Here is a 21381-nt window from a genome sequence, read left to right as displayed (position 1 = left end):
ATGCATTTAATACGTGTGAAAAATCACAAACAACGCTTAATATTTTGCCTTTTATAATCAGCAGAAACAACTATCTATTTGTTTTTCTTTACGGTTTATATCGGTGTTAAACAAGGTTGGTTTTATAGTAAATGCTTCACATACCCACCTAGGCGTCTCCTAAACCTAAATATAGTGGTTATTAGCTATCTTTAGGCAGGTGTTAAATAAGAAGCACAAACAAGCATTCGAATCAAATGCTCGCCTGCGCTCCATCCTTTTACTATCGCTAATCTTTGCTAATCAATCCCGTTTGAACAACCTTTTTGATGGTACCATCAGCGTTGTAATACAATTTATCGACAGCTACCGACCGCAACCAATCGTTAAATTCTCCATTCTTTTTAGATAACTCACTGTTGTGGTAAAAAGCATACCACTGTCCTTTATATTCCACGATCGATCCATGATTGGTATAACTATTTGTTGGATCCATGTAAATTCCTTGATGTTTCCATGGACCTAGTGGGCTATTACTTGTCGCATAGCGCATGCGGTTATCACCTTTCACACCATCGTTCCAGTTTTCATCGTGATTATCGGAATACGATAGGTAATAAATACCATTTCTTTTGTGTATCCAGCTCGCCTCATGAAAATCTTCTAGCCCTTCCATCACCTGCAACGGACCATCAACCTCCATCATGTTATCCTTCAGCTTACCCGCTTTACAGGTGCCGCCTCCACCTTGGTAGAAGTAAGCTTGTCCATCATCATCAATAAAAACATGTGGGTCAATCAAGGCATCTACACCTTGTACATAGCCCTGTACTTTGAAATCTTTAGCAGGATGTTTACTGGTTGCAACACCAATTTTCCATGTGGTATTCCACTCATCGCCACTTGGGTGTGGAAAGTAAAAATAATACGTACCATTTTTATAAACACAGTCTGGCGCCCACATAAAACCACCATCTTTACGTCCCCAAGACACATCACTTGCGCGAAGAATTTCGCCGTGATCCGTCCAGTTTACCATATCATCTGTCGAAAAGACATGGTACTGGTCCATCAAATCACAACCCTGTGGAGGTGCTATATCATGCGATGCGTAGATATACAAACGTCCATCCTGCCAAACACGGGCCGAGGGATCTGCTGTATACATATGTCGAATTATTGGATTTTCTACTTGCTTGTGTACAATAGCTTTCGATTTTTGTGCCGAACAACTAAAGGTCGTCCCAAGAACAGCTAAACCTACTGCTGCAGCAAGCATATACGCTTTTTTCTTTTTCATCATACTGAGTTCTAATATTAAGAGGTTATTTCTTTATTATTTACGTACAGGTTTTGTGGCATTATAGCCTGGCTTCCCCTGTAACCAATTTGCCGCTTGCCCCGTCAACCATAAATAATGGTCCGTTGGTAAATCATTTTCTATCCCTACAAATCGCAATCCTGTATTTCCATTTAAAGGAGTATCCTTTTCACGTGCCGTTTTATAGATAGCCGTTCCTTCATCAATCTCATCAAACATGGCCACATATAAAGATTGAGCACCACTTTGAATGACTGTACTTATCTGTTTCCATAGGAAATCGCCTTTCAGACGTGGTATAGCATGATAGATTTTCGGATCTTTATGCATATTTCCCCAAGTAAATCCAGGAAACACCAAAGGCACGTAGTCCACCTTGTTCGTTTTACACCAATCGATATCACGTTTTACATTGCTTGGATCGAAAGAATCCATTCCATAACGACCGACAGCCCAAGGCATCACGATATCCACTTTCTTAATTAAACTATGCAAAAGTGGGTTATGCTCCGTATCGTTACCAAAGGAACTCCAGTAATATGGTACGCCCAACATAATAGCTACTTTTTGATTTCCTGCTTGCAACCTATCTACCAGTTTATCAACATCGTCCGTACTATAGCGTCTTCCATCGTTAAAGCCTACCCCCCAGATACTCATCAAAGGCTTATTGTTATGCCATAGATAGGTTGGGTTTTCGACTTTGTCATAAAGTTTAAAGGTCGCTACAAGCTCTTTCCAGTCCTCTTCTAGGTAAGCGACATCCTCGGGCGAACATCCACTCAAATCGTACATCACACTGATGGCTCTGCCATATTTTTTTGCTGCTTTTAAGGCGTTAGCCAAGACTTTATTAAAATGTCTTTTCCCCGAAGGGTTAGACGACTTAATCTCCCCCACAAAACGTTGCATATGTACGCCATCTATCCCATACTCCTTCATCCATTTGAAATGTAAATCGACACTTTCCTCATCATAAGGACTATATAAACGTGCATTGCTTCCATCTGCGAAATAAAAAGGCGAAGCATAGATCTTGCTATATTCCCGCACATCGGGCCAAAAATCGACGTTGGTAACTCCAGGTTTAAAGGTTCGGTTTCGTCCTTGATAGTGATACCAACCGCGGTTGGAACCATCACCTTCGGCAGCAAACCAACCTTGATAACCGGCCATGACCAAACCTGTATAAGCCGTGTATTTTAATCCATCGGTATTGTAAGCACCGTTTTTATTTTGTGACGCTGTCTTTTGCTGTGCCATCAATAGGATACTACCTATTGTCAGCAGAAACGTACAGCACCATTTTAGTTTTTTCATCTTTCTATTTTTTATATGCTTAACAACAAATTTATCACGCTTGTTATGCAATTCATTTTAAGTAGAATTGTGTCTTCCACTACCGCGAGTAAATGCTATGCTTGGCACAGCCTTCTTGTTAACGACTTTTAAAAGAATTGGTTTATAATCTAATCCTAAAATTCAATCGCAGTGCTTAATAAAAGCTTAAAATAATACTAATTGAATAATTAATTTGAGCGCATCAACCGATTAAAACACATTAACAAAATATCAAAACACTGATAATCAACATAATTTAACGTAACAGAAAAGTTATTATATTTTACAAATGCCTTCCAAAGAACACCATCAATTTCATTTTAAGTCCTGCTATTTTCGCTTTAAAAACAGAAGCATTCACATGCAAAACCATTTAATTAAATTTTGGTGTCGTAATTCGTGTCTTGGTCAACGGTATTTCACCACGTAACATTTTTCCTCCATCATGGGTTAGACGTAAATAGTAATCCGAAGAACAAGCCACGCCATCCTCATCTAAAGCTAACATGCCCGATCCTTTAGGAACATCAGCCTCCGTCTCGGCCGTTTTCGCAATCTGATTTCCTTCATTGTACTCGTCATACATGGATACATACATACTTTTTACGCCTAGATTGATGTAGTTGTAAAACTGTCGCCACATAAACTCACCATGCACACGATGTCTTTTCTGCAGATCGCCAGGAAGCACACAGGGTTGATAATCGATTTTATTTTCTTGGCAGAATTTAAGATCTTCCTTATTGGTCGTACGTGCAAATTGATCAGACTCAAACACATTCGCAATACGTCCAACCATCCATGGAGAAATCATATCATACGATTTATAAACCTCGATAAAGTTTGCACGTGAGTCGCTCGTTTGCGTACGCCAATGTGTAGGTGTACCGCCCATCACATAACAGCCTTGCTCTTTAAACCAGTCAATAACCGCCTTACATTCAGCCGCCGACCAAGGGTGATTATCATCGTTAAAACCAAATCCCCAAATTCCGACAACGGGTTTACCATTTTGCTTTGCATACTGCGGTGATTGCGTATACTGTTTCATCTTTTTTAACCAGTCATCCTTCACCTGTGTGGACATATTATCTTTCCACCCCGAAACGTCATACATGATGTAGAATTTAACGCCATACTTCTCGGCCGACTTCTTTACTTTCGCCGTCACCGCATCTCGTATTGCCCCCTCTACCCCATTCGGATTAAAACGCTGCAGGGCTGCGGTATGTATACCATAATCTTTCATCCATTTAAAATGCACATCTACCGTTTGGTCATCGTAGGAAGAAAACAAGGATGCCGGTTTTCCATTGCCTAGCGCTGCAAAATTTGTAGGATATGTTTTTTCATATTCCCGAACATCAGGCCAGGATATAAAACTTTTATTCTCCAGTGATGGCGTTTGTTGCCAATGTTCAGTCCAGTGCCACCAATGCGACTGCATGGGCGATTGATCACCAGCGGCAGCAAACCAACCTTGATAACCCGTTGTGATCTGCCCTACGACATCACCGATAGCCGAACTGTAGGCTGTTGTTTCTTTTAAGCCTTCCTCCTCAACCGCATTTTTGCTTTTCGAACAACCCAAAATAGCCACACAGCATAGCACAAATAACATTTTAGTACGATGTATTCTATTCATAAATTTTTAATTTAATGTATCATTTATCTTTTAGCAACAGGACCTTAGGAGACCTGTCAAAAAAGACCAATTGAGGTTTAGCTAAAAAAGCTAGGGTATGAAAAGACGATACCCTAGCTTTATGATTAAGGTACTTTGATGGTGATGACTTCTGAATAGTTATACTTTTCAAAGGTATCACGCACGCGCGCTCCCATACGCACATAATAGGTGCGACCTGAAAGCAAAGGAATATCATTCGGCATCACGAATTCCTGTAAGCTAATCCCCGTAGCAGGGTTTGCTAACTCACTAAAATTGCGATTAAACTCCAGTCTGTATTCATCTTTGTAATATTCGTCAATGCGGTTTCCATTGCCGACATAAGGCGTCAAACTGATAAAGGGTCTTACATCCTTCAAATCAGGCAATCCTGCGAGCAATGGCGCTTGAAGACGGCACGAGATGTGCAGTTTATGATCGGCACTTACGGTTGCCTTCACATCAATTACCTTTAAATAAGGTACTACTTCAAAATCTTGTTTACCATCGCTCCCTAGTTTAAATCCTTCTATTTTGTCCGTCGGCCAGAAGGCTCCGCCATAAGGTTGCATGGCATAGGTGGCTTGGAAAAGTTTCGAATTTGTATATGAACCGTCCTGTTTCACACTTAAATCCTGCGGAGTCGGGTTGTCACTCCAGGAGGTTTCCCACAAGCGAATACTAAATTCACCTTGCCCCGTGAGGAAAGGTTTCCCATCCGTGGCATCCATTATCTTTCCCGATAAAGAAGCATTGGGCCCAGGGTAATTATCTATTTTTTTACAAGAAGTAGCGAGCATTACAGCTGCACAACCTAGCGTATACAGTATATTTTTCATAATCATCAGATTAGTAGATCGGATTTTGAGGATATAAATTTTCATTTTTATTTAACTCTCCACCTGGTATAGGCTCGTAATAAAAACGCTTATCAAAGGTGAAACTCTTACCCCATGGTTCTCTTTCCCTCAGGAAGATATATGAACTTTGACGTACATTACCATTAAATGTTGTCTCATCAAGTACCAAATAAGGCATCAATGATTTAGGCACAAAATTATTAAGCTCTACGTCTGCTGTTCTCCAGCGACGGATATCCCACCAACGTTGGTTCTCCAAACAGAACTCACGTAAGCGCTCGTCACGAATAAACTGCAAATTCTCATCTAACTGATAACCGTATTTATTGGTTGTCAACGCAGCCCCGTTGTATGGGTGAGGCACCGCTCCAGCTCGATCACGAATTAACGCGATATCTGCAAAAGCTTGTTGCTTCAATCCATCATCAGCTTTCAACAAACCAAGCTCGTAAGCCGCTTCAGCACGGTTTAATAAGACTTCGGCGTATCTAAAAATTTTCCAAGGTTGCGTACTGTTGTACAGTTTCACCTCGTTATTTTTCATCTTATAATTGATGTATTTACGCACGTAAAAACCGGTGCGCGTATTGTTCGCATGCCCATCTTTCCATATACCATGCTCTCCTGTGACATTATATTTGGTACCCTTATATTCGTACTGGGAGTTTTTAGGCCCCGCCAAAATACGGTTGGATTCCGCATTAATAGGAGCACTGGTGGCGCCCAATTCGGCATCCGCTGCCGTACCTTTGAAAGAAACATACAAACCGCGTTGAATATCGAAAGCACGACGCTCAGCACCTTCACGCAACTCCATACCGGAGAAGAAAAAATTTGCACGCATACGCGGCTCTAAATTCGCATACAAATCTTTGCGGTTCGCAAAACGCTTTGGTTTACCATCTGCTTCTACAATAGGCAACTTCTCGAACAATTCTACGACATCCAATACGGGATAAGCGGCCGATTCGTTATCACTTGAAAAAGAGGGATTAGGCAAATGCGTCACATCATAACTGTGTTTTAAACGATTATTATGTGGAGCAGTGATATTGTATTGTTTGATAAAGATGTCTTCTGGACTGTTTTCATCCAAGAATAGATCCACATAATTTTGCTCTTTATCGCCTGGGATTTTATTATACAACGAGTACTTCCCGCCAGCAATAACCACCGTTGCTGCATCATAAGCTTCTTTAAAAAACCATTCCGCTTGGTCTCTTGGAATACCAACGAAACCACCATCTACCGCAGGACCTGTGAAATTACTTGCGCCACCATATTTCGCAATTGAACCAGCATACAACATCGCACGGGATAATAAGGTAGCCGCCGTATATTTATTTGCACGGCCAATATCGGAACTGTTATACATGTTAGCCACTGCAAATTTTAAATCCTCATGGATAAATTTATACACATCTACTTCTTTATCGCGATGTACGCGTAAAGCTTCTGGATCGCCGAATAAGTCTTGTACATTTTTAATAATTGGAATACCACCATATCTTTTTACCAAAGCAAAGTAGTAGAAAGCACGAATGAAATGTGCTTCACCAAGTGTTGCATTGTAGGAGTCTTCCGAATAATTATCTTTAAACTTAGGCAAGCGCTCAATCATTGTGTTAACAATACGAATACGGTCATAAGGCCAGTAGCCAAACCCACCAGCACCAGCTGTACCCCAAAATTGACCACTCATTTCTCCATTCATGGCGGCCATAGTCTCTGAATTGCTCCAAAAATTATCCCAACGGAAACCTTTCTCCGGGTGATAAATAAAATCCTCGATAGGCAGATAGCTATACAGACCTACTAAATATTTCTCCGCTCCCGCAGCATTTCCTAAAAGCTCTTCTTCTCCCAAAATACCTTTGGGATCTAAATCTAGCTTACGACAAGAGTTGGCCATAAGCGTGAAAAGCGCTATACAGGTTATATATATTAATTTTTTCATGTCTTTTTAAATTGCTGTTAGAATTTAATGGATGCCCCCACATTGTAGGTCTTGTTGATTGGATACTTGTACGAATCGATTTCTGATGAAGATGCACCACCCGCCGAGCCCGGATGCTCCGGATCAGAGTGTTTCAACGAAGTAAACGTCAGCAAGTTGTAACCACTCATGTAAATACGTAACCCTTTCACCCCTACACGCTCGATCCATCTTTTTGGAAAAGAGTAGCCTAACTCAATCGTTTTTAAACGTAAGTAAGAAGCATTTTGGATAGCACGCGTGCCCTCAGCCATCGCTGAACCTGTAGATGGGTAGTATCCTGGAATCCACTGTGTTTTAGGATCAAAAATATCAGCTCCAGGCACTTGTGGACGCCACCTATCCAAAAACTGGGTTAAAGCACCTCCGTTAAATTGTAGAGGCTGAGCTAAGACTTCTCCATATTGAACGAAAACACGATCCGCACCTTGGAAATTCAAACTCAAATCCAACCCTTTGTAAGATCCACCAAGGCTAATACCATAATTAAACAAAGGCATATTGTAGTTCGCAATTGGATACTCATCTCGCCCATCAACCACACCGTCACCGTTCCAATCTTCGTAGTAATAATCACCTGGAACAGTACCAGAACCTACTAAATTAGGGTGGTTGTAGATTTGGTCATAGCTTGTAAACTGTCCTGCATATTGCTTGCCCCACCAAATATCAGTATAGCGGTTTGCGTAGCGGTTTCTCCAGTGATCAAAGGAGTTTCCTGCTTTAGATTCTATACGTGTTCTATGTTCATTTCGCGTAGTCGACATTTGTACTGAAATAAAATAGTCGAAATCATTGATTCTATTTCTATGCGATAAGGAGAGTTCCATACCACGTGTGCGATCGCTTTCCAGGTTTTCTTGCGGGAGATTGGCTCCTACTGTTCCAGGCATCACCGCTGATCCATTCGCTAACAAACCATCACGATCCCGTTGGAAGTAATCCACCGTACCACCTAATTTGCCCTTCCAAAAATCAAAGTCAAAACCGAAATCCATAGTTTTTGAAGTATACCAAGTCAAATTAGGATTCGGAATCGCCGTTGGTAAAACACCATTAACAACATTCTTCCCATAGATCCAACCGGTTTCATTTGCCGCTAGCGAATAGCCAACAAGTGTCGATGGGTAAACACCTGCCGAACGGTCGTCTCCCAGTTTACCGTAAGAAGCCCTTAGTTTCAGGTTATCCACAAAGTCGAAACGATCTTTAATAAAGCTTTCTTCAGAAATACGCCATCCCAAAGACGCGGCAGGGAAAAATCCCCATCTGGATTCTTTTGGAAATCGTGATGATCCATCGTAACGGAAGCTGAACTCCCCAATGTATTTTCCTTTATAGTTGTAGTTTAACTTACCCACCAAACCGCGAGACGCGAGCTCTCCAATACCATACATATTTGCCAACTGGTTTTTATCTTCTCCAGCGAATAAATCGGGTGAATTGACAAAAAGTTCACGCTGCGCGAAAAAGCTATCCCAGTTTGAATACTCTTCCTCCAACAATACCAAAGCGCTCACGTTGTGTGCATTATTGAACACACGATTGTAGTTTAAAGACACCTGCATCAAGGTTTTGTACTCCGGGAAAGATTCACGTCTTACCGTAGATGGAGCATTGCGCTCATGTCTATCGTATTTCTCTGGGGTTATAATCGTTCCATTTGGGCCGTACACGGGTGGAGTATAGCTATATAGATAATATGCTTTTTTATAATCTTTATTATCATTGTACTTAAAGTCATAGTTGTAAACCGCACGCGCGACTAATCCTTCAATCTTGGGAATAGAATAGTTCAAAGCAATAGCGCCGTTAAACTGACGCCGTAAAAATGTCCTTCTTCCCGTCAAATCGCCATTCATTACTGCAACAGGATTTTCATTATCAATCATGTCAAAGTTTGGATATAGCGGGTTATCATTTGCGTAGATAGGCACATTTGGTCGTTGACGCCAAGCTTGTTTGTAGATTGCCCAGATATCGGTTCTAGGTTGATTGGTTTCATCTAAGTAACCATTCAAATCCACCTGCGCTTTCAGTCGTGGCGTAATCTGCGCATCAATATTCGATCTAAAATTATATTTCTCATAATTTAAATCCTTACTCTTATATGCGCCCATCTGATCCATATAGCCCAAGTTGAAGAAATAGTTAATTTTCTCCGAGCTACCATTTACAGATAAATTATGTTGCTTTTGCGGACTTGTTTTATCGAAAGCGGCATCCAAGTAATTCGATGTTTTCTTACGTCCACTCAGGTACTCTTCCATGTCAGCATCACTGAATTGTGCAGGCTGTTGGCTTAAATAATTAGACCTAAACTCGCGCCAAATTTGCTCATTTTTCAAACGCATATAGTCGACTGCATCTACCGTATTGGGTACATATAAAAACTGTTGCCACGCAAAATTTGTAGATAAAGAAATATCAAACTTGCCCGACTCTACCCCTGTTCCTCTTCGCGTGGTTACCAATAAAACACCATTTGCCGAACGAACTCCATAAATCGCTGCAGAAGCATCTTTCAAAACTGAAATACTTTCGATTTCCTCTGGATTCATTCTACTGAAATAGTCTTTATCCCTAGGCATTCCATCCACAACGATTAACGGCTCGCCCATCCCCCGAATATCGATATTCGCCTCGAAAGCACCAGGCTGCCCCGACACTTGCGTTACCCGCACGCCTGGCATTTTACCAGCGAGCATATTGACCACATTTTCATTCTTCGTCACCGCAAGCTCTTTGTTGCTGACTGTAGAAATAGCACCGGTCAAGGTTGCTCTTTTTTGCGTGCCGTAACCAACAACGACGACATCTTCTAAGACTTCGTCCTGTGCTTGTAAAACGACTTGTACATTACTCCTGTTATTGACTGAAATTTCTTGCTTGCTATAGCCCACAAAAGAAACTTCTAGCGTCGCATTTGCCGTACTCAGGTGGATACTAAACTCCCCGTTAGCCCCCGAAGTAACGCTGTTATTGGTTCCTTTTTCCTTAATCGAAACACCCGCAAGCGTATTTCCTTTCTCATCCCGCACAACACCACGTAAAACGGATTGATTGACTTTAGACAACGATTCTACTGTATTTCCAATAGTTGATCTCCCAGATGCAGCATAGGTGTTTGCTGAACCTAAAATCAATACAGACAGCATCATTTCACGTACGGGCATTTTCCGTATCGTGCATGTCCGATCTCTTGGTAAAGATTTGTTTTTCATTTCTTGAGTTTTTAATTGATTAGGTTATTTTTTTCTCGAACAGATTATGAGGGGTCCTCTTCATCCTCCACATTTCGCAACGTGAGTTAACTAGAATTAGCTTTCATGGTTTTATTCATTTATTGGTTTACTATCTCTTAGGGAAATTCACAACGTTATACAGGATGCCTAGGTGGCAGCCTATTTGGTTTCCTTGAATAAAATTGTTGTTTCCTTACGGATCGCGTATTTGGTTTATAATACGGTGATAAAGTAATGACAAGAGACTTAATAAAGGCTTAACAAAACATTAATCAAGTCATTAAATTTTCATTAAATTTTTGCTAAATCGTATTAACAACCTTAAAAAACACGGTTTACGCGCGTATTAAACTATAATCGCAAAATTAATAAGCCAACTAAAAAAAATATAGATTTCAGCGGCTGTGCATTATTAATGCTTGCTAATTTTCAAATTATTGCTATTTCGTTGGAATATTTCTTTGTCAATAGATTGAATTACTATAATGGCAGTAATTTTCTTAAATATCCTAGTCTTGAATCCCTCAAATTATTTGGCATAATTCCGTCTTATTATAAACTGGTTGCACATTCAAGAAAACAAGGATTCGTTTTCTAGATTTGCTAATCAAATGGAATTGAGGTTTGCATTCTTTTGATTATTTCTCTTGGCCGCATCAAACCTAATGATTGCCGATTTATAAAGGTTCAGCTGAACTGCTGTACATAGCTACACCTTATCTTCTAGGCGTGTTCTATCAAAACACAGATATCGCTCAGCCAAGAGAAATGATGTATATCAATTAAAACAAGGACAAGTTTTTGGAAAAAATAGCATAAAAAAGCCAGATGACTTAATATATATCATCTGGCTTTTTATGAATATCTTTCTACAGATTACTTTTTAGCTTCAGCAATCACTTTATATCGATACTCTTCTTGGCGTTTATATTTTAATAAAGCCATCTTTGTTTTATTCGTCTCCCAAATGAACAATACTTCAGCTGCATTTAATGATTCTTTAAAATGTGCTAGATAATACTCTTTTATTCCTGAATCTATTGACGCATTAAACTTAGGAGCGCCATAAAGCGTCGTAATATACCAGTTCAACTGATCTCTATACACAAAACAGTCTCCATTGCAAGGATTAGAATTTGTGTCAATGGCAATCAATTCTATGAACGTATTTTTAGTAGTAACAAAAACTTTAACACTAAAATTATAGTTATTATTAACACGATTAGTATAAGTCACTTGTTCTTCTGATTCCGTTATATCTTTCCAATTGTATTTTAAGAAGTCTTTATTATTCTTAATTGTAATTTTCAGACTGTCGGTAAAAGCAAGTTTATTCCCCTTATATCCAATTAAATATGTCATATATTCTCCCGGCAATCCAAAGTTCTTAGACCACAGGATATATCGGCTATAATAACCAGACGTATTATCGAATTTATATCTTGATATTGGTGTTATTTCATTATCACCCACTACCATCCAATTTATAGAATCTAAAATTCTTAAATCCAATTCCTGCTTCGTGAAACCAAATTCTATGTTTTCAGAAATATTTAATTCTCCTTTACTAAGGAGAGATAACTTAATATGTGAATAATCTTCTGCAGGAACTCCTGGTTCAGGCTCAGGACAAATCTCTTGATTGTTTTTGGAACAGGCCGCTAACAGGAAAATAATAAAAATAGAAAATAAAAAAAGTTTATTAATAGTATTAGTCATAGAGAGCGAAGTTAATATTATTTCTAAAAAAACAATACCACTTTTTTAAATATTACAGCTTCTGAACCACAAAAAATAGATACAGAAGCCGAACAGGAGCCTCTTCATAGGAAGGTCGACAACAACTTGAAACAGGTGTATAAAATGAACTATACTAACTTAGTACTTCATTAAATGACTTACGAAACGCTTCACCATAAAGTACCTTATATTCTTTACAGAAGACCTCGAAGGCTGTTTTGGCGAGTGAATGCTTCCCTAGCTGCACCAATGCTTTACATTTAATCCCCATGGCTTCTTCATTGACGGCGTCGAAATAAAAAATATAGTTAGTTAGCTCCACCAAAAATTCAGGATCATCAGCAATCTGAACAGTAGCTGCATATTGCAGATAGGTATCAATGATCTCATTAGATACTGTAGACTTAAAGTCATCCAACCAATCGTAGTCTACATTGGAAAGAAAACTACCACGCTGAATGATTTTTGTAAGTTGTTTAATTTTGATTTTGTCTATTTTCGCTTTATTATGAACAATTTCTAGGTATTGACTATAATCAATCCAAATGCTTTCCGCTTTTGCGTTAATTTTCCAATATCCCGTTTCTTTAGAAATTTGACAGCCATCAATTTTTTCTAAAATCGATTTCAGCTTCGCAATATTAACAGATCTATTATTACGCGCACTGTCCGCAGACTTATCAAACCAAAGAATATCGGTTAATTTCTCCGAACTGATTCCCCGCTCCCAGCGAATCGTATATAATAACACTACCAGAAACAATTCCTTCAACAAAGGCGTAAACAACTTCGTAATGTCTTGGCCATTGCGATCAAAGAGTTGTAAATCGCCAAAAAGATAAATGCTATTGCTTACCTGTTCCTTTATATGGTTTTTCGCCTGCATAATAGGCTCCGCTGTCACAACATCCTCCGTAGCTGTTTTTATAACTGTAGGAGTAGCATCAGTTTCTTTAACAACTTTTCGCTTTCTTTTGTAGAAAAAGAAAACCAGCGGTAAAAGTAAAAGCAACCCAATTAAAATATAATACCCTGTATGAAAAGGAGGAATAATAGACGAAATGCCCGTTAGACTGGCCTCTGGAGGACCAGACAAACCATACAACTGAACAGTAGTGGTATTGGTATTCGCATCGAAAAATAAGGTAACTGCAATAAACTTTTTAGTAATGGGGCTATAAAACAAATCCGCAAAAGAACTAATGTCATGAAATCGGTAAGGTATCTCGTTGCCTACAAGGGTATAACTGGCCGTATCTAAGGATCCTTTGATTAGCTGTAAGCTGGAATTGTATTTATGATTCGGGAAAGTCAAGGCATAATAAATGCCTTCTTTTTCATCGATTATTAAGGAATTCGCAAAAGCGAAATCTTCTCGTTTTGGTTTTAATTCAAATAAGGTTTTGAAGGTTTTCGTTTGAACATCAAAAAAATTGAACTCGTAAATATTCTTAGGATTCAAAATCTGCTCTCCTGTGGCACTGCCATACCCTCCTAGTATATAGGCTCCGCGATCCGTAACGCCTAAACCGGCCAAATAACGTGGGGTAAAATGTCCAGTCGTTTTTACTGGAGTCCAGACATTAGTGCCGAAGGAATACCGTTGCACCTCTCCGCTATATTTAAACTGTCCATATCCTCCTAGAATATAGAGTGATGAATCTTTTGCGGAGTAGAACTTATTAATATGTCCAAAATTAGTCGGGTCGATTGTTTTTAGGTAGTTTTTGTCCCAAGTACGGTTATCAAAATTGTAGGTGCTAACCATCTTTTGATCCATATAAAAATTAAATAGCTTTTGGACGGTCGAACTATATATGGAATAATTTCCAACGGATAAATGCTGTGGTTGCGAGCGATAAGCCGTGTGGTTATGTTCATTCGTTTCTACAAAATAGGTTATCAACGAGTCAGTCGACACCACATAGAGCTCCTCCTTCTGTACATTAAAAGCAGTACTTGCTGGTCCATTTACACGAAACGTTTGGAGCAACTCCCAATCATGATGTTTGGTTCTTATCCAAACCGGATTATGAATAAGGCCATGTGTCTTGCTAACATTTTCTTCGGCTTGTGTGCCCGAACTGCCATACAACCGCCATTGATACTTTTTCTTATTCCGCTCATAGATTTCAATATCCTTGATTTTGATCGGAGGAACATCAGTCACCTTAAATTCTTTATAGTTATTGGCGCCAAAGAGTATTTTGTAGCAATTGCCAATCTCCGCATTTTTATGCGTATAGACCTGTCCGTCTACGGTTAATGTTATTTCCTTCTTTTCAACATTAAAACTCAAACTCATCGTATACCAATTGCGGTACAACTGTTCTAAATCAATGTTAAACGTGATATCCGAAATTTTGTCACCAACGATTAGCTTAAAATGCTTATTATCAATTGTGCGCTCATCATATATCAAGTCGATATTTCGCTTGTTCTGATCAATCATCCGAAAGATATATCCGAAGTAATTGGCTTTACTTTTAAAAAACGAAAGATCAAATTTAAGCTCAAAATCCCCATCAAAACAAAGCGGCTCGTTCGCACTTAAATCAAGCCCGGTACGCTTGTCTTGTACCACCTCGTTACCGCCAAACACCAATCCATAAGATTGTGCCTTAACAGATACAAGGAATAACGTAAACAATAAAAACAAAAAACAATGCTGAAAAAACTTTCTTTTCATTGGTTTAATAAAACATGTTAGGATATCAATTGGCACCAATTCCTGTGACTTTCAGAAATCAGTTTCCTAAGTTAAAGTAAATTATGCTATATCGAAGGTCTATTTTGTTTTTTTCCTTAGAAATCCTTCGTAGAATTTATTCAATTTATCATCAACTCTACTCCAAAAAAACGAACAAAAAAGGGATCTATGATCCCTTTAATTTTTAAATGAGTAATACCTACCATCGGTAATCATAAACAAACTTAGCTAGCAAGTTCTGTGATTTTCTCGTTCAAACTTTCTATCTGTTTTTTAAAAATACGTCGATTCATCATATTTCCTAAAACAATTACCAAGACACCTAACGGAATCAAAATCATCAAATGTAAATAGATATTAGGGAGTGCGAACACTGCTTCAAAACTTTTATGTATATATAGTTTATAACACAGAAAACCAATGGGAGCTGCTAAAGGGGCTATTAAATAGCTCCAAACATTCTCCAAGTAAAGTATTTTAGAAATTGCTTGCAGGTTATTATCCAAAACATCTTTTGTATTCGAAGCATAATCAACGCTAGTACTTAGTTTATTAAATTCCTTTTTGCCAATCCAATAAAACAACTCGTAGAGGGCAAAAACAGTGACGAGTAGTATCTTCAAATCTGTTTCAGAAAACAAGGCTATAGCCAAGATAGAAAGGTCGATAATCCTTATCCATCTAAATTTCCATTTCAATTTATAAATCAGATTTTGCAAAATGTCTTTCGATTGGGCATCAAACGTAAACATGGAAATTTCTTCACTTTGCTTTGCGCTCAGCATCTCTACTGACATATTTTGCCATTCCTTTTGTAAGTCCATTTTATTTTCGATTTAGAATAGTTGTTAATTGTTGTCTAATGCGATGCAGTTTTACATTCGCATTTCCTTTAGAAATACCAATTATCTCACTGATTTCCGTATTGCTGAAACCATCAAGGTGTAACATGATTATACTTCGATCTGTTGCTGCTAGTTGTTTAATAGCCTGATAAAGGAAATCTGCTCTCTCGGATAGTTCCTGAGGTTCAAATACAATATCCGTATGAGGACCTTCCTTTATTTTATCAACCTTCTTTCGTTTGTTCAAGAAAGTAAGAGCGACGTTTAAACTTATCTTGTATAGCCAGGTGGAAAACTTGGAGTTTCCTTCAAATCGAGGGTAAGCGCTCCAACTCTGCAGTATAATTTCTTGATATAAATCTTTTCTGTCTTCCAAATCATCAGCATAAAGGTTTACCACTTTTAGGATAATACCTTTATGCTCTTCAATTTTTCTGAGATAGGATTTTTCTGTCATTCGTTAATTGATGTTTTCCCCTTAGATGCAATAATCTGATTTTTTGCACTTTTAACAAAACAAAAAATCAAGAAAAGAAATGATGCAAGCGATAAAAGTAATGCCGAGTTTTTAATAAAATATGGAACCTTACTCTGGCCAATTATTAAACAGAGCATCCCTAGGATCATTAAGATACTGGTTTTGATTTGTTTTTTTTGTGTCTTACTCATGTTGAATATGTTAATTTATACAGTTAGTAAAGAAAGGCAGCGAAAAATTACAGCAATGGAAAATTTTGTTTTTTTGGATACTCATTTCAGAGATTTGGATACTTTCACCTATGCTTTTTTGGTCAATTTTGCACTATACAAAAAAATATGACAGCAACGAAAGGATATGCGGCACTAAATACCAACGAAAAATTAGCACCGTGGAATTTTGAAAGAAGAGAAGTAGGTAATCACGATGTGCAAATTGAAATTTTATATTGTGGTGTTTGCCACACAGACATCCACAATATAAAAAACGAATGGTTTCCAGGGATTTTCCCAATGATTCCGGGACATGAAATTGTAGGACGAGTAGTAAAAGTAGGTGACAATGCCAAGAAGTTTAAAATTGGTGATATTGTTGGTGTTGGAACTTATGTAGACTCTTGCAGAGAGTGTGAAGATTGCAAAAACGGACATGAAGTATTTTGTCTACAAAATGTACAGACCTATAACAGTAGAGACAAAAATGGACTTCCCACTTATGGAGGTTATTCCAATTACATTGTAGTAGATGAAGATTATACACTTCGTATTTCTGAAAAACTAAACCTTGCTGCAACGGCACCGTTACTTTGTGCAGGAGTTACAACTTATTCGCCCTTGCGCAAATGGAAAGTTGGAAAAGGACATAAACTAGGCGTGATTGGTTTAGGTGGCTTAGGACATATTGCAGTTAAATTCGGAGTTGCATTGGGTGCAGAAGTAACTGTTTTTAGTACTTCTCCAGAGAAAGAAGCTGATGCAAAAAAAATTGGGGCACATCATTTTATAGCCTCCAAGGATCAAGAGCAAATGAAATCCGTTTTCCATTCTTTTGACTTTATAATAGACACCGTTTCAGCTAACCACAATATCAATCCTTACATCGAAATATTACGAACTAACGGAGTTTATATCAATGTAGGATTGCCTTCAAAACCTTGGGAAATTTCATCCTTTTCAGTAGTTGTAGGCAACAAAGTGATTACAGGTTCGGGACACGGTGGCCTGGATGAGGCACAAGAAATGCTTGATTTTTGTGCAGAAAACAATATTGTTTCTGATATTGAAATAATTGACATTAAAAATATCAACGAAGCATTGGAAAGATTAGAAAGAGGCGATGTCCGTTATCGCTTTGTGATTGATATGGCCACATTATAGTTAAAAACAAAAGGAAGAAGCTAATAACTTCTTCTTTTTTATTAATTTGTATTAATGAAAAAAGAAAATACCCCCATAACCGTAAAATCTGTTTCCCATTTGAACCAAATCTTAGGCTTACCAAAACCTAAGCATCCTTTGGTTACCGTTTTCCAATTCACAAAAGCACCAAAATATGTAGGCAGTATGGTTATAAATTTATATTGTATCGCCATAAAAAGGGGTGTTGGAAAATTCAAATACGGACAAAGATATTACGACTATGATTCTGGCTCTATGTTTTTCTTCTCACCAAATCAAGTATTAACACACGAAGAGGGCGAACCTGAAACTATAGGTGGTGGTATTGCTCTAAATTTTCATCCGGACTTTCTGTCGGGCTATCCATTAGCAAAAAGCATAAAAAAATTCGGCTTTTTTTCTTACGAATTAAATGAAGCATTACACCTTTCGGAACAAGAAGAAACCATTATAGAAAACATCCTACTGAACATCGAGCAGGAGTATAAATTCAATACCGACCACTTCAGTCAAGATGTCATTATTGCGCAAATCGAATTGCTTTTACAGTACTGCAACCGCTTTTATAATCGCCAATTCATTACACGGAAAGCCGACAACGATGAAATTTTAATTCGGTTGGAAAATCTTTTAACGAATTATTTTATGAATGAAAAATCATTGGGTTTAGGATTCCCTACGGTGCAGTTTGTCTCAGAACAACTAAATGTTTCTCCTAATTATTTAAGCGATATGCTGCGAAGCATTACGGGCCAAACTACACAACAACACATACACAACAAACTTATTGACAAAGCCAAAGAATTATTAACTACAACCAAGTTATCTGTAAGTGAAATTGCTTATCAGTTGGGTTTCCAATATCCGCAATCATTTAACAAGCTTTTCAAAAAGAAAACCGATATTTCGCCTTTGGAGTTTAGGCAATCATTTAATTGAAAATAAAATTGTTTCCAATCTCTTTTACGTATCTCCTGGTAATCCTTTCCCTGTTATTAGGGAAGAATGCCGACCAACGCTTCAATCAGACTATCCCCATGTCTCTCATAAACAGACGCAGCAGTCAAAAAATCAAATAGCTGATTCCGTCTTTTATGCAAGAAAATTATCTGTTTGACTTGAATGTTTATGCCTTGATTGAGCTTAGTAAAGGTCTCAAAAAAAACTATGTATAATAGCGTACAATTACAGCTAAAACATACATCATACCAGTGCGTTATTCGATGAGTTCGAAAAACAAACACTTGTAAACAACTGATAAAGAAACTAAACCCCAATAGGATATATTCCCCTACGGAGTATTAAAAAAAGCGACTTCAAAAGAGTCGCTTTTTTTAGTGTTTATTGGCTTCACTTTGGAGATGCTACATTTGAACAGAAAATAAGTTAAGTGAATTTAATAACCTAAAAGCCTTATCTCAATAGAAAAAACGTCCCCCAAAGAATTCAAGCTGATGAGCGTTGAACTAAGTAATACCAGAAATGATTTGTGATCGCTGGCCAAAGAATTAGATATCAAGCCTTCTTGACTTTATCGATGGATTGTCCATGCCCCATTTTCATTATACCAAAATACAGCAAAAAATAATTTCAGATTATAAATGAATTAGAGCTTATAGAAGATAAAGATTTCTCAATTAGGCATCACCATATATTTTTCTTATTTGAGCAATAATATTTTGTTTAAAGTCCTTGCTCGTGATATATGTCTGTTTAAATCTTTGATAATCTATTGCTTTTATTCCACTTGCAATAACTGCCTTGTCAAAATGCTCAAGGGTTAATGTCCCCTTTTTAGCATATTCTAGTAATGATTGAAGGACCAGATTTGTTTTTTCTCTTCCGAAGGTATCCTCAAAACACTTCAACATGAGGGGGGCCAGTATATAGCGGTAAGATTCATTAATTTGGGCCATTTCTGTAATTTCAGACAGCGGTATAAAACTCTGACTTTCCACATTTTTTGCACCAGAGAGCAATGACTCTTTTAAAAATGCATTAAAACCAAAATCTTCTGTCACATTGAAGGATAGATATTCGGCAAAAGATTCAAGCCAGAACCAGGAAAGCTTGCCGGAGAGCATATGTGTTCCAAAATAATTATGGGCAAGTTCATGTCCCAGGAATTTAGTGTACCATGGTTCAAACTGACCTTTGCCGTTTAGCATTTTGGCGGGATCTAAATCAGTAAACGCAATTGACGGGTAGTCATTAAAAGCCCAACTGCTTCCTGGCTTTCTCCTATTTACAGCTTTGTGGTTGATGATATAAATTTTATCTGTGAATTTTGAACTCAGATTATTCGCAAGTTTTTCTTTTACTGCCTCAATGTTCTTAAAAATATCTGCAACACTTTTATTATCAGCATCTAAATTGAGGATATATCCAGCAGGCTGTGAAATAAAATCGTAATTCCCTATAAAAAGAAATAAGGAAGACGGTTTGGTAGATATAAAATTATCTGTCAATGTCTTTTGAGGAACATTGCCATTGATAAATATGCTATTATTCTCCGAATTTGTAACCTTAATTGTCAGATCATAGGGATATTGATCGATCAATTTGTCATTGTCCACATCAAAAAGAACAGGGTACCATTTTGACTGGTCTGAAGCACGAAGTGTTTTACCGTTGAAAGCAATAATTCCCTTGTAATCGAAAGGTCCATAGTCCTCGTTATTCTCGAAATATATTGGGAATGCTCCTTTATAGTTTACTTGAAAAGAGGTTGGTATTGGAAGCGTTTTACCTTCTTCATCCAGTAAAGCATATTCGATTGCTTCTCCTTTTGTTTGACCATCATAGTGCCCATCATATTTCACTAAAATTCCATTCGAATCTTTAAAATACTTAATATTCATCCCTTTGTTCAGGAGAATTTTATAGTTTTTATTTTGTGGAATGTTATAAAGGTTAAAATTGCAGTTAAACAATCCCTCTTTCATATTGATTTCAATTGTTCCTTTGATAGATTGGGCGAATAAAACAGTAAAAGATAAAATGAATACACTGGAAAAAATGATTTTCTTCATAAAAGAGATAATTTTAGTAATTCAGCAAAAAATGCTTGTCCTTCAATGGTTATTAATCAGACTCAGACGCGTCCTAAACCTTAGAAAAAATGGCGTTGTTTTGATATAGCAAAGTTACAATATTTGAATAGCAAAATTTCAGACACCACTATGATAAAAGTAAACAATTTTAGCCAGGTTTTAGCGCTTATAGACAGAGAATTATTCAAGGGATTGTCCTCGCTAAGCATAGCAGCGATGGTAGACTTACCTGTTTTTCAGACAAATTAAAAATGTTAAATTAGTTTGTTATATATTATGAAAAAGAGCAAGTTTTCCGAATATCAGATTGTCAATATTCTCAAGGAATATGAGTCAGGAAAGGCCACAAAGGATATCTGCAGAGAGCACGGGATCTCAGCAGCTACCTTCTATCAATGGAAGCAAAAGTACGGAGGTATGGATGCTCAGCACCTTAAAGAGCTGAAGGCTCTTCAAGAAGAGAACGCCCGTCTAAAGCGGATGTTTGCAGATTTAAGTCTTGATCACCGTATCTTAAAAGATATAATTGAAAAAAAGCTCTAAAGCTTTGTGAACGTAAAGAGCTGGTGAACGGTGCTATAGATGAGCAAGGAATCAGTATTCATAGAGCATGCAAGATTGTCTGTATGAGTCGGAGTATGTACTACTATGACCACAGAAAGGACGATCAAATAGTTATTTCAAAATTAATGGATCTGGCCTCCAGATATCCCACAAGAGGATTTGAAACCTATTTTGGTAAGATACGGC

At 37.8% G+C, this 21381-nt stretch carries 14 protein-coding genes; 3 read left to right on the top strand and 11 right to left on the bottom strand.

Going from position 1 to position 21381, the window contains the following annotated elements; genetic code table 11:
• Nucleotides 1–268: 268 nt before the first annotated feature.
• The 10 genes from WH223_RS04360 to WH223_RS04315 all read right to left on the bottom strand — a co-directional run bounded on the left by WH223_RS04360 (nt 269) and on the right by WH223_RS04315 (nt 16160).
• A complete protein-coding gene (locus WH223_RS04360) occupies nt 269–1282 on the bottom strand; it encodes a family 43 glycosylhydrolase (RefSeq protein ID WP_340046314.1) in 1014 nt (337 codons plus the stop codon).
• Between the two features lie 33 nt (nt 1283–1315).
• Nucleotides 1316–2620, bottom strand: coding sequence for a glycoside hydrolase family 71/99-like protein (locus WH223_RS04355; RefSeq protein ID WP_340046313.1), 1305 nt, complete (start codon nt 2618–2620; stop codon nt 1316–1318).
• Nucleotides 2621–3014: 394 nt separating this feature from the next.
• Nucleotides 3015–4286 (bottom strand): glycoside hydrolase family 71/99-like protein, encoded by a 1272-nt coding sequence (locus tag WH223_RS04350; RefSeq protein ID WP_340046312.1) that lies wholly within the window; start codon nt 4284–4286, stop codon nt 3015–3017.
• Between the two features lie 125 nt (nt 4287–4411).
• A complete protein-coding gene (locus WH223_RS04345; RefSeq protein ID WP_340046311.1) occupies nt 4412–5146 on the bottom strand; it encodes a DUF3823 domain-containing protein in 735 nt (244 codons plus the stop codon).
• Between the two features lie 10 nt (nt 5147–5156).
• The gene (locus WH223_RS04340) at nt 5157–7124 is read right to left on the bottom strand and encodes a RagB/SusD family nutrient uptake outer membrane protein (RefSeq protein WP_340046310.1); all 1968 of its coding nucleotides are present in this window, start codon (nt 7122–7124) and stop codon (nt 5157–5159) included.
• 17 nt (nt 7125–7141) lie between these two features.
• Nucleotides 7142–10387, bottom strand: coding sequence for a SusC/RagA family TonB-linked outer membrane protein (locus WH223_RS04335; protein ID WP_340046309.1), 3246 nt, complete (start codon nt 10385–10387; stop codon nt 7142–7144).
• An 897-nt stretch (nt 10388–11284) separates the two neighbouring features.
• Nucleotides 11285–12127 carry a hypothetical protein gene (locus WH223_RS04330; protein WP_340046308.1) on the bottom strand — a complete coding sequence of 281 codons (843 nt, stop codon included), beginning with the start codon at nt 12125–12127 and terminating at the stop codon, nt 11285–11287.
• 154 nt (nt 12128–12281) lie between these two features.
• The gene (locus WH223_RS04325) at nt 12282–14837 is read right to left on the bottom strand and encodes a kelch repeat-containing protein (protein ID WP_340046307.1); all 2556 of its coding nucleotides are present in this window, start codon (nt 14835–14837) and stop codon (nt 12282–12284) included.
• A 245-nt stretch (nt 14838–15082) separates the two neighbouring features.
• A complete protein-coding gene (locus WH223_RS04320; RefSeq protein WP_340046306.1) occupies nt 15083–15682 on the bottom strand; it encodes a hypothetical protein in 600 nt (199 codons plus the stop codon).
• A gap of 1 nt (nt 15683) precedes the next feature.
• Nucleotides 15684–16160 carry an RNA polymerase sigma factor gene (locus tag WH223_RS04315; RefSeq protein WP_340046305.1) on the bottom strand — a complete coding sequence of 159 codons (477 nt, stop codon included), beginning with the start codon at nt 16158–16160 and terminating at the stop codon, nt 15684–15686.
• A 359-nt stretch (nt 16161–16519) separates the two neighbouring features.
• On the opposite strand from WH223_RS04315, the gene WH223_RS04310 reads away from it, so the two are divergent.
• Together WH223_RS04310 and WH223_RS04305 are read left to right on the top strand one after the other, a co-directional pair.
• Nucleotides 16520–17557 carry an NAD(P)-dependent alcohol dehydrogenase gene (locus WH223_RS04310; RefSeq protein ID WP_340046304.1) on the top strand — a complete coding sequence of 346 codons (1038 nt, stop codon included), beginning with the start codon at nt 16520–16522 and terminating at the stop codon, nt 17555–17557.
• A 54-nt stretch (nt 17558–17611) separates the two neighbouring features.
• A complete protein-coding gene (locus tag WH223_RS04305; protein WP_340046303.1) occupies nt 17612–18517 on the top strand; it encodes a helix-turn-helix domain-containing protein in 906 nt (301 codons plus the stop codon).
• Between the two features lie 698 nt (nt 18518–19215).
• Here the strand turns inward: WH223_RS04305 and WH223_RS04300 are convergent.
• The gene (locus WH223_RS04300; protein WP_340046302.1) at nt 19216–20610 is read right to left on the bottom strand and encodes a hypothetical protein; all 1395 of its coding nucleotides are present in this window, start codon (nt 20608–20610) and stop codon (nt 19216–19218) included.
• Between the two features lie 297 nt (nt 20611–20907).
• On the opposite strand from WH223_RS04300, the gene WH223_RS04295 reads away from it, so the two are divergent.
• Complete coding sequence (locus WH223_RS04295) at nt 20908–21174, top strand: transposase (protein ID WP_340046301.1); 267 nt, start codon at nt 20908–20910, stop codon at nt 21172–21174.
• Nucleotides 21175–21381 lie beyond the last annotated feature (207 nt).

This window comes from Sphingobacterium sp. MYb382 (assembly GCF_037572665.1).
GTDB lineage: Bacteria > Bacteroidota > Bacteroidia > Sphingobacteriales > Sphingobacteriaceae > Sphingobacterium.
Note: the sequence above shows the minus strand (reverse complement) of the source record. Positions and strands in the feature narration are given on the sequence as shown.

Coding starts and splice junctions, on each gene's coding strand:
- WH223_RS04335 (WP_340046309.1), bottom strand. CDS start 10,387: ATGAAAAACAAATCTTTACCAAGAGATCGGACATGCACGATACGGAAA.
- WH223_RS04305 (WP_340046303.1), top strand. CDS start 17,612: ATGAAAAAAGAAAATACCCCCATAACCGTAAAATCTGTTTCCCATTTG.
- WH223_RS04310 (WP_340046304.1), top strand. CDS start 16,520: ATGACAGCAACGAAAGGATATGCGGCACTAAATACCAACGAAAAATTA.
- WH223_RS04355 (WP_340046313.1), bottom strand. CDS start 2,620: ATGAAAAAACTAAAATGGTGCTGTACGTTTCTGCTGACAATAGGTAGT.
- WH223_RS04320 (WP_340046306.1), bottom strand. CDS start 15,682: ATGGACTTACAAAAGGAATGGCAAAATATGTCAGTAGAGATGCTGAGC.
- WH223_RS04315 (WP_340046305.1), bottom strand. CDS start 16,160: ATGACAGAAAAATCCTATCTCAGAAAAATTGAAGAGCATAAAGGTATT.
- WH223_RS04300 (WP_340046302.1), bottom strand. CDS start 20,610: ATGAAGAAAATCATTTTTTCCAGTGTATTCATTTTATCTTTTACTGTT.
- WH223_RS04345 (WP_340046311.1), bottom strand. CDS start 5,146: ATGAAAAATATACTGTATACGCTAGGTTGTGCAGCTGTAATGCTCGCT.
- WH223_RS04360 (WP_340046314.1), bottom strand. CDS start 1,282: ATGATGAAAAAGAAAAAAGCGTATATGCTTGCTGCAGCAGTAGGTTTA.
- WH223_RS04350 (WP_340046312.1), bottom strand. CDS start 4,286: ATGAATAGAATACATCGTACTAAAATGTTATTTGTGCTATGCTGTGTG.
- WH223_RS04340 (WP_340046310.1), bottom strand. CDS start 7,124: ATGAAAAAATTAATATATATAACCTGTATAGCGCTTTTCACGCTTATG.
- WH223_RS04295 (WP_340046301.1), top strand. CDS start 20,908: ATGAAAAAGAGCAAGTTTTCCGAATATCAGATTGTCAATATTCTCAAG.
- WH223_RS04325 (WP_340046307.1), bottom strand. CDS start 14,837: ATGAAAAGAAAGTTTTTTCAGCATTGTTTTTTGTTTTTATTGTTTACG.
- WH223_RS04330 (WP_340046308.1), bottom strand. CDS start 12,127: ATGACTAATACTATTAATAAACTTTTTTTATTTTCTATTTTTATTATT.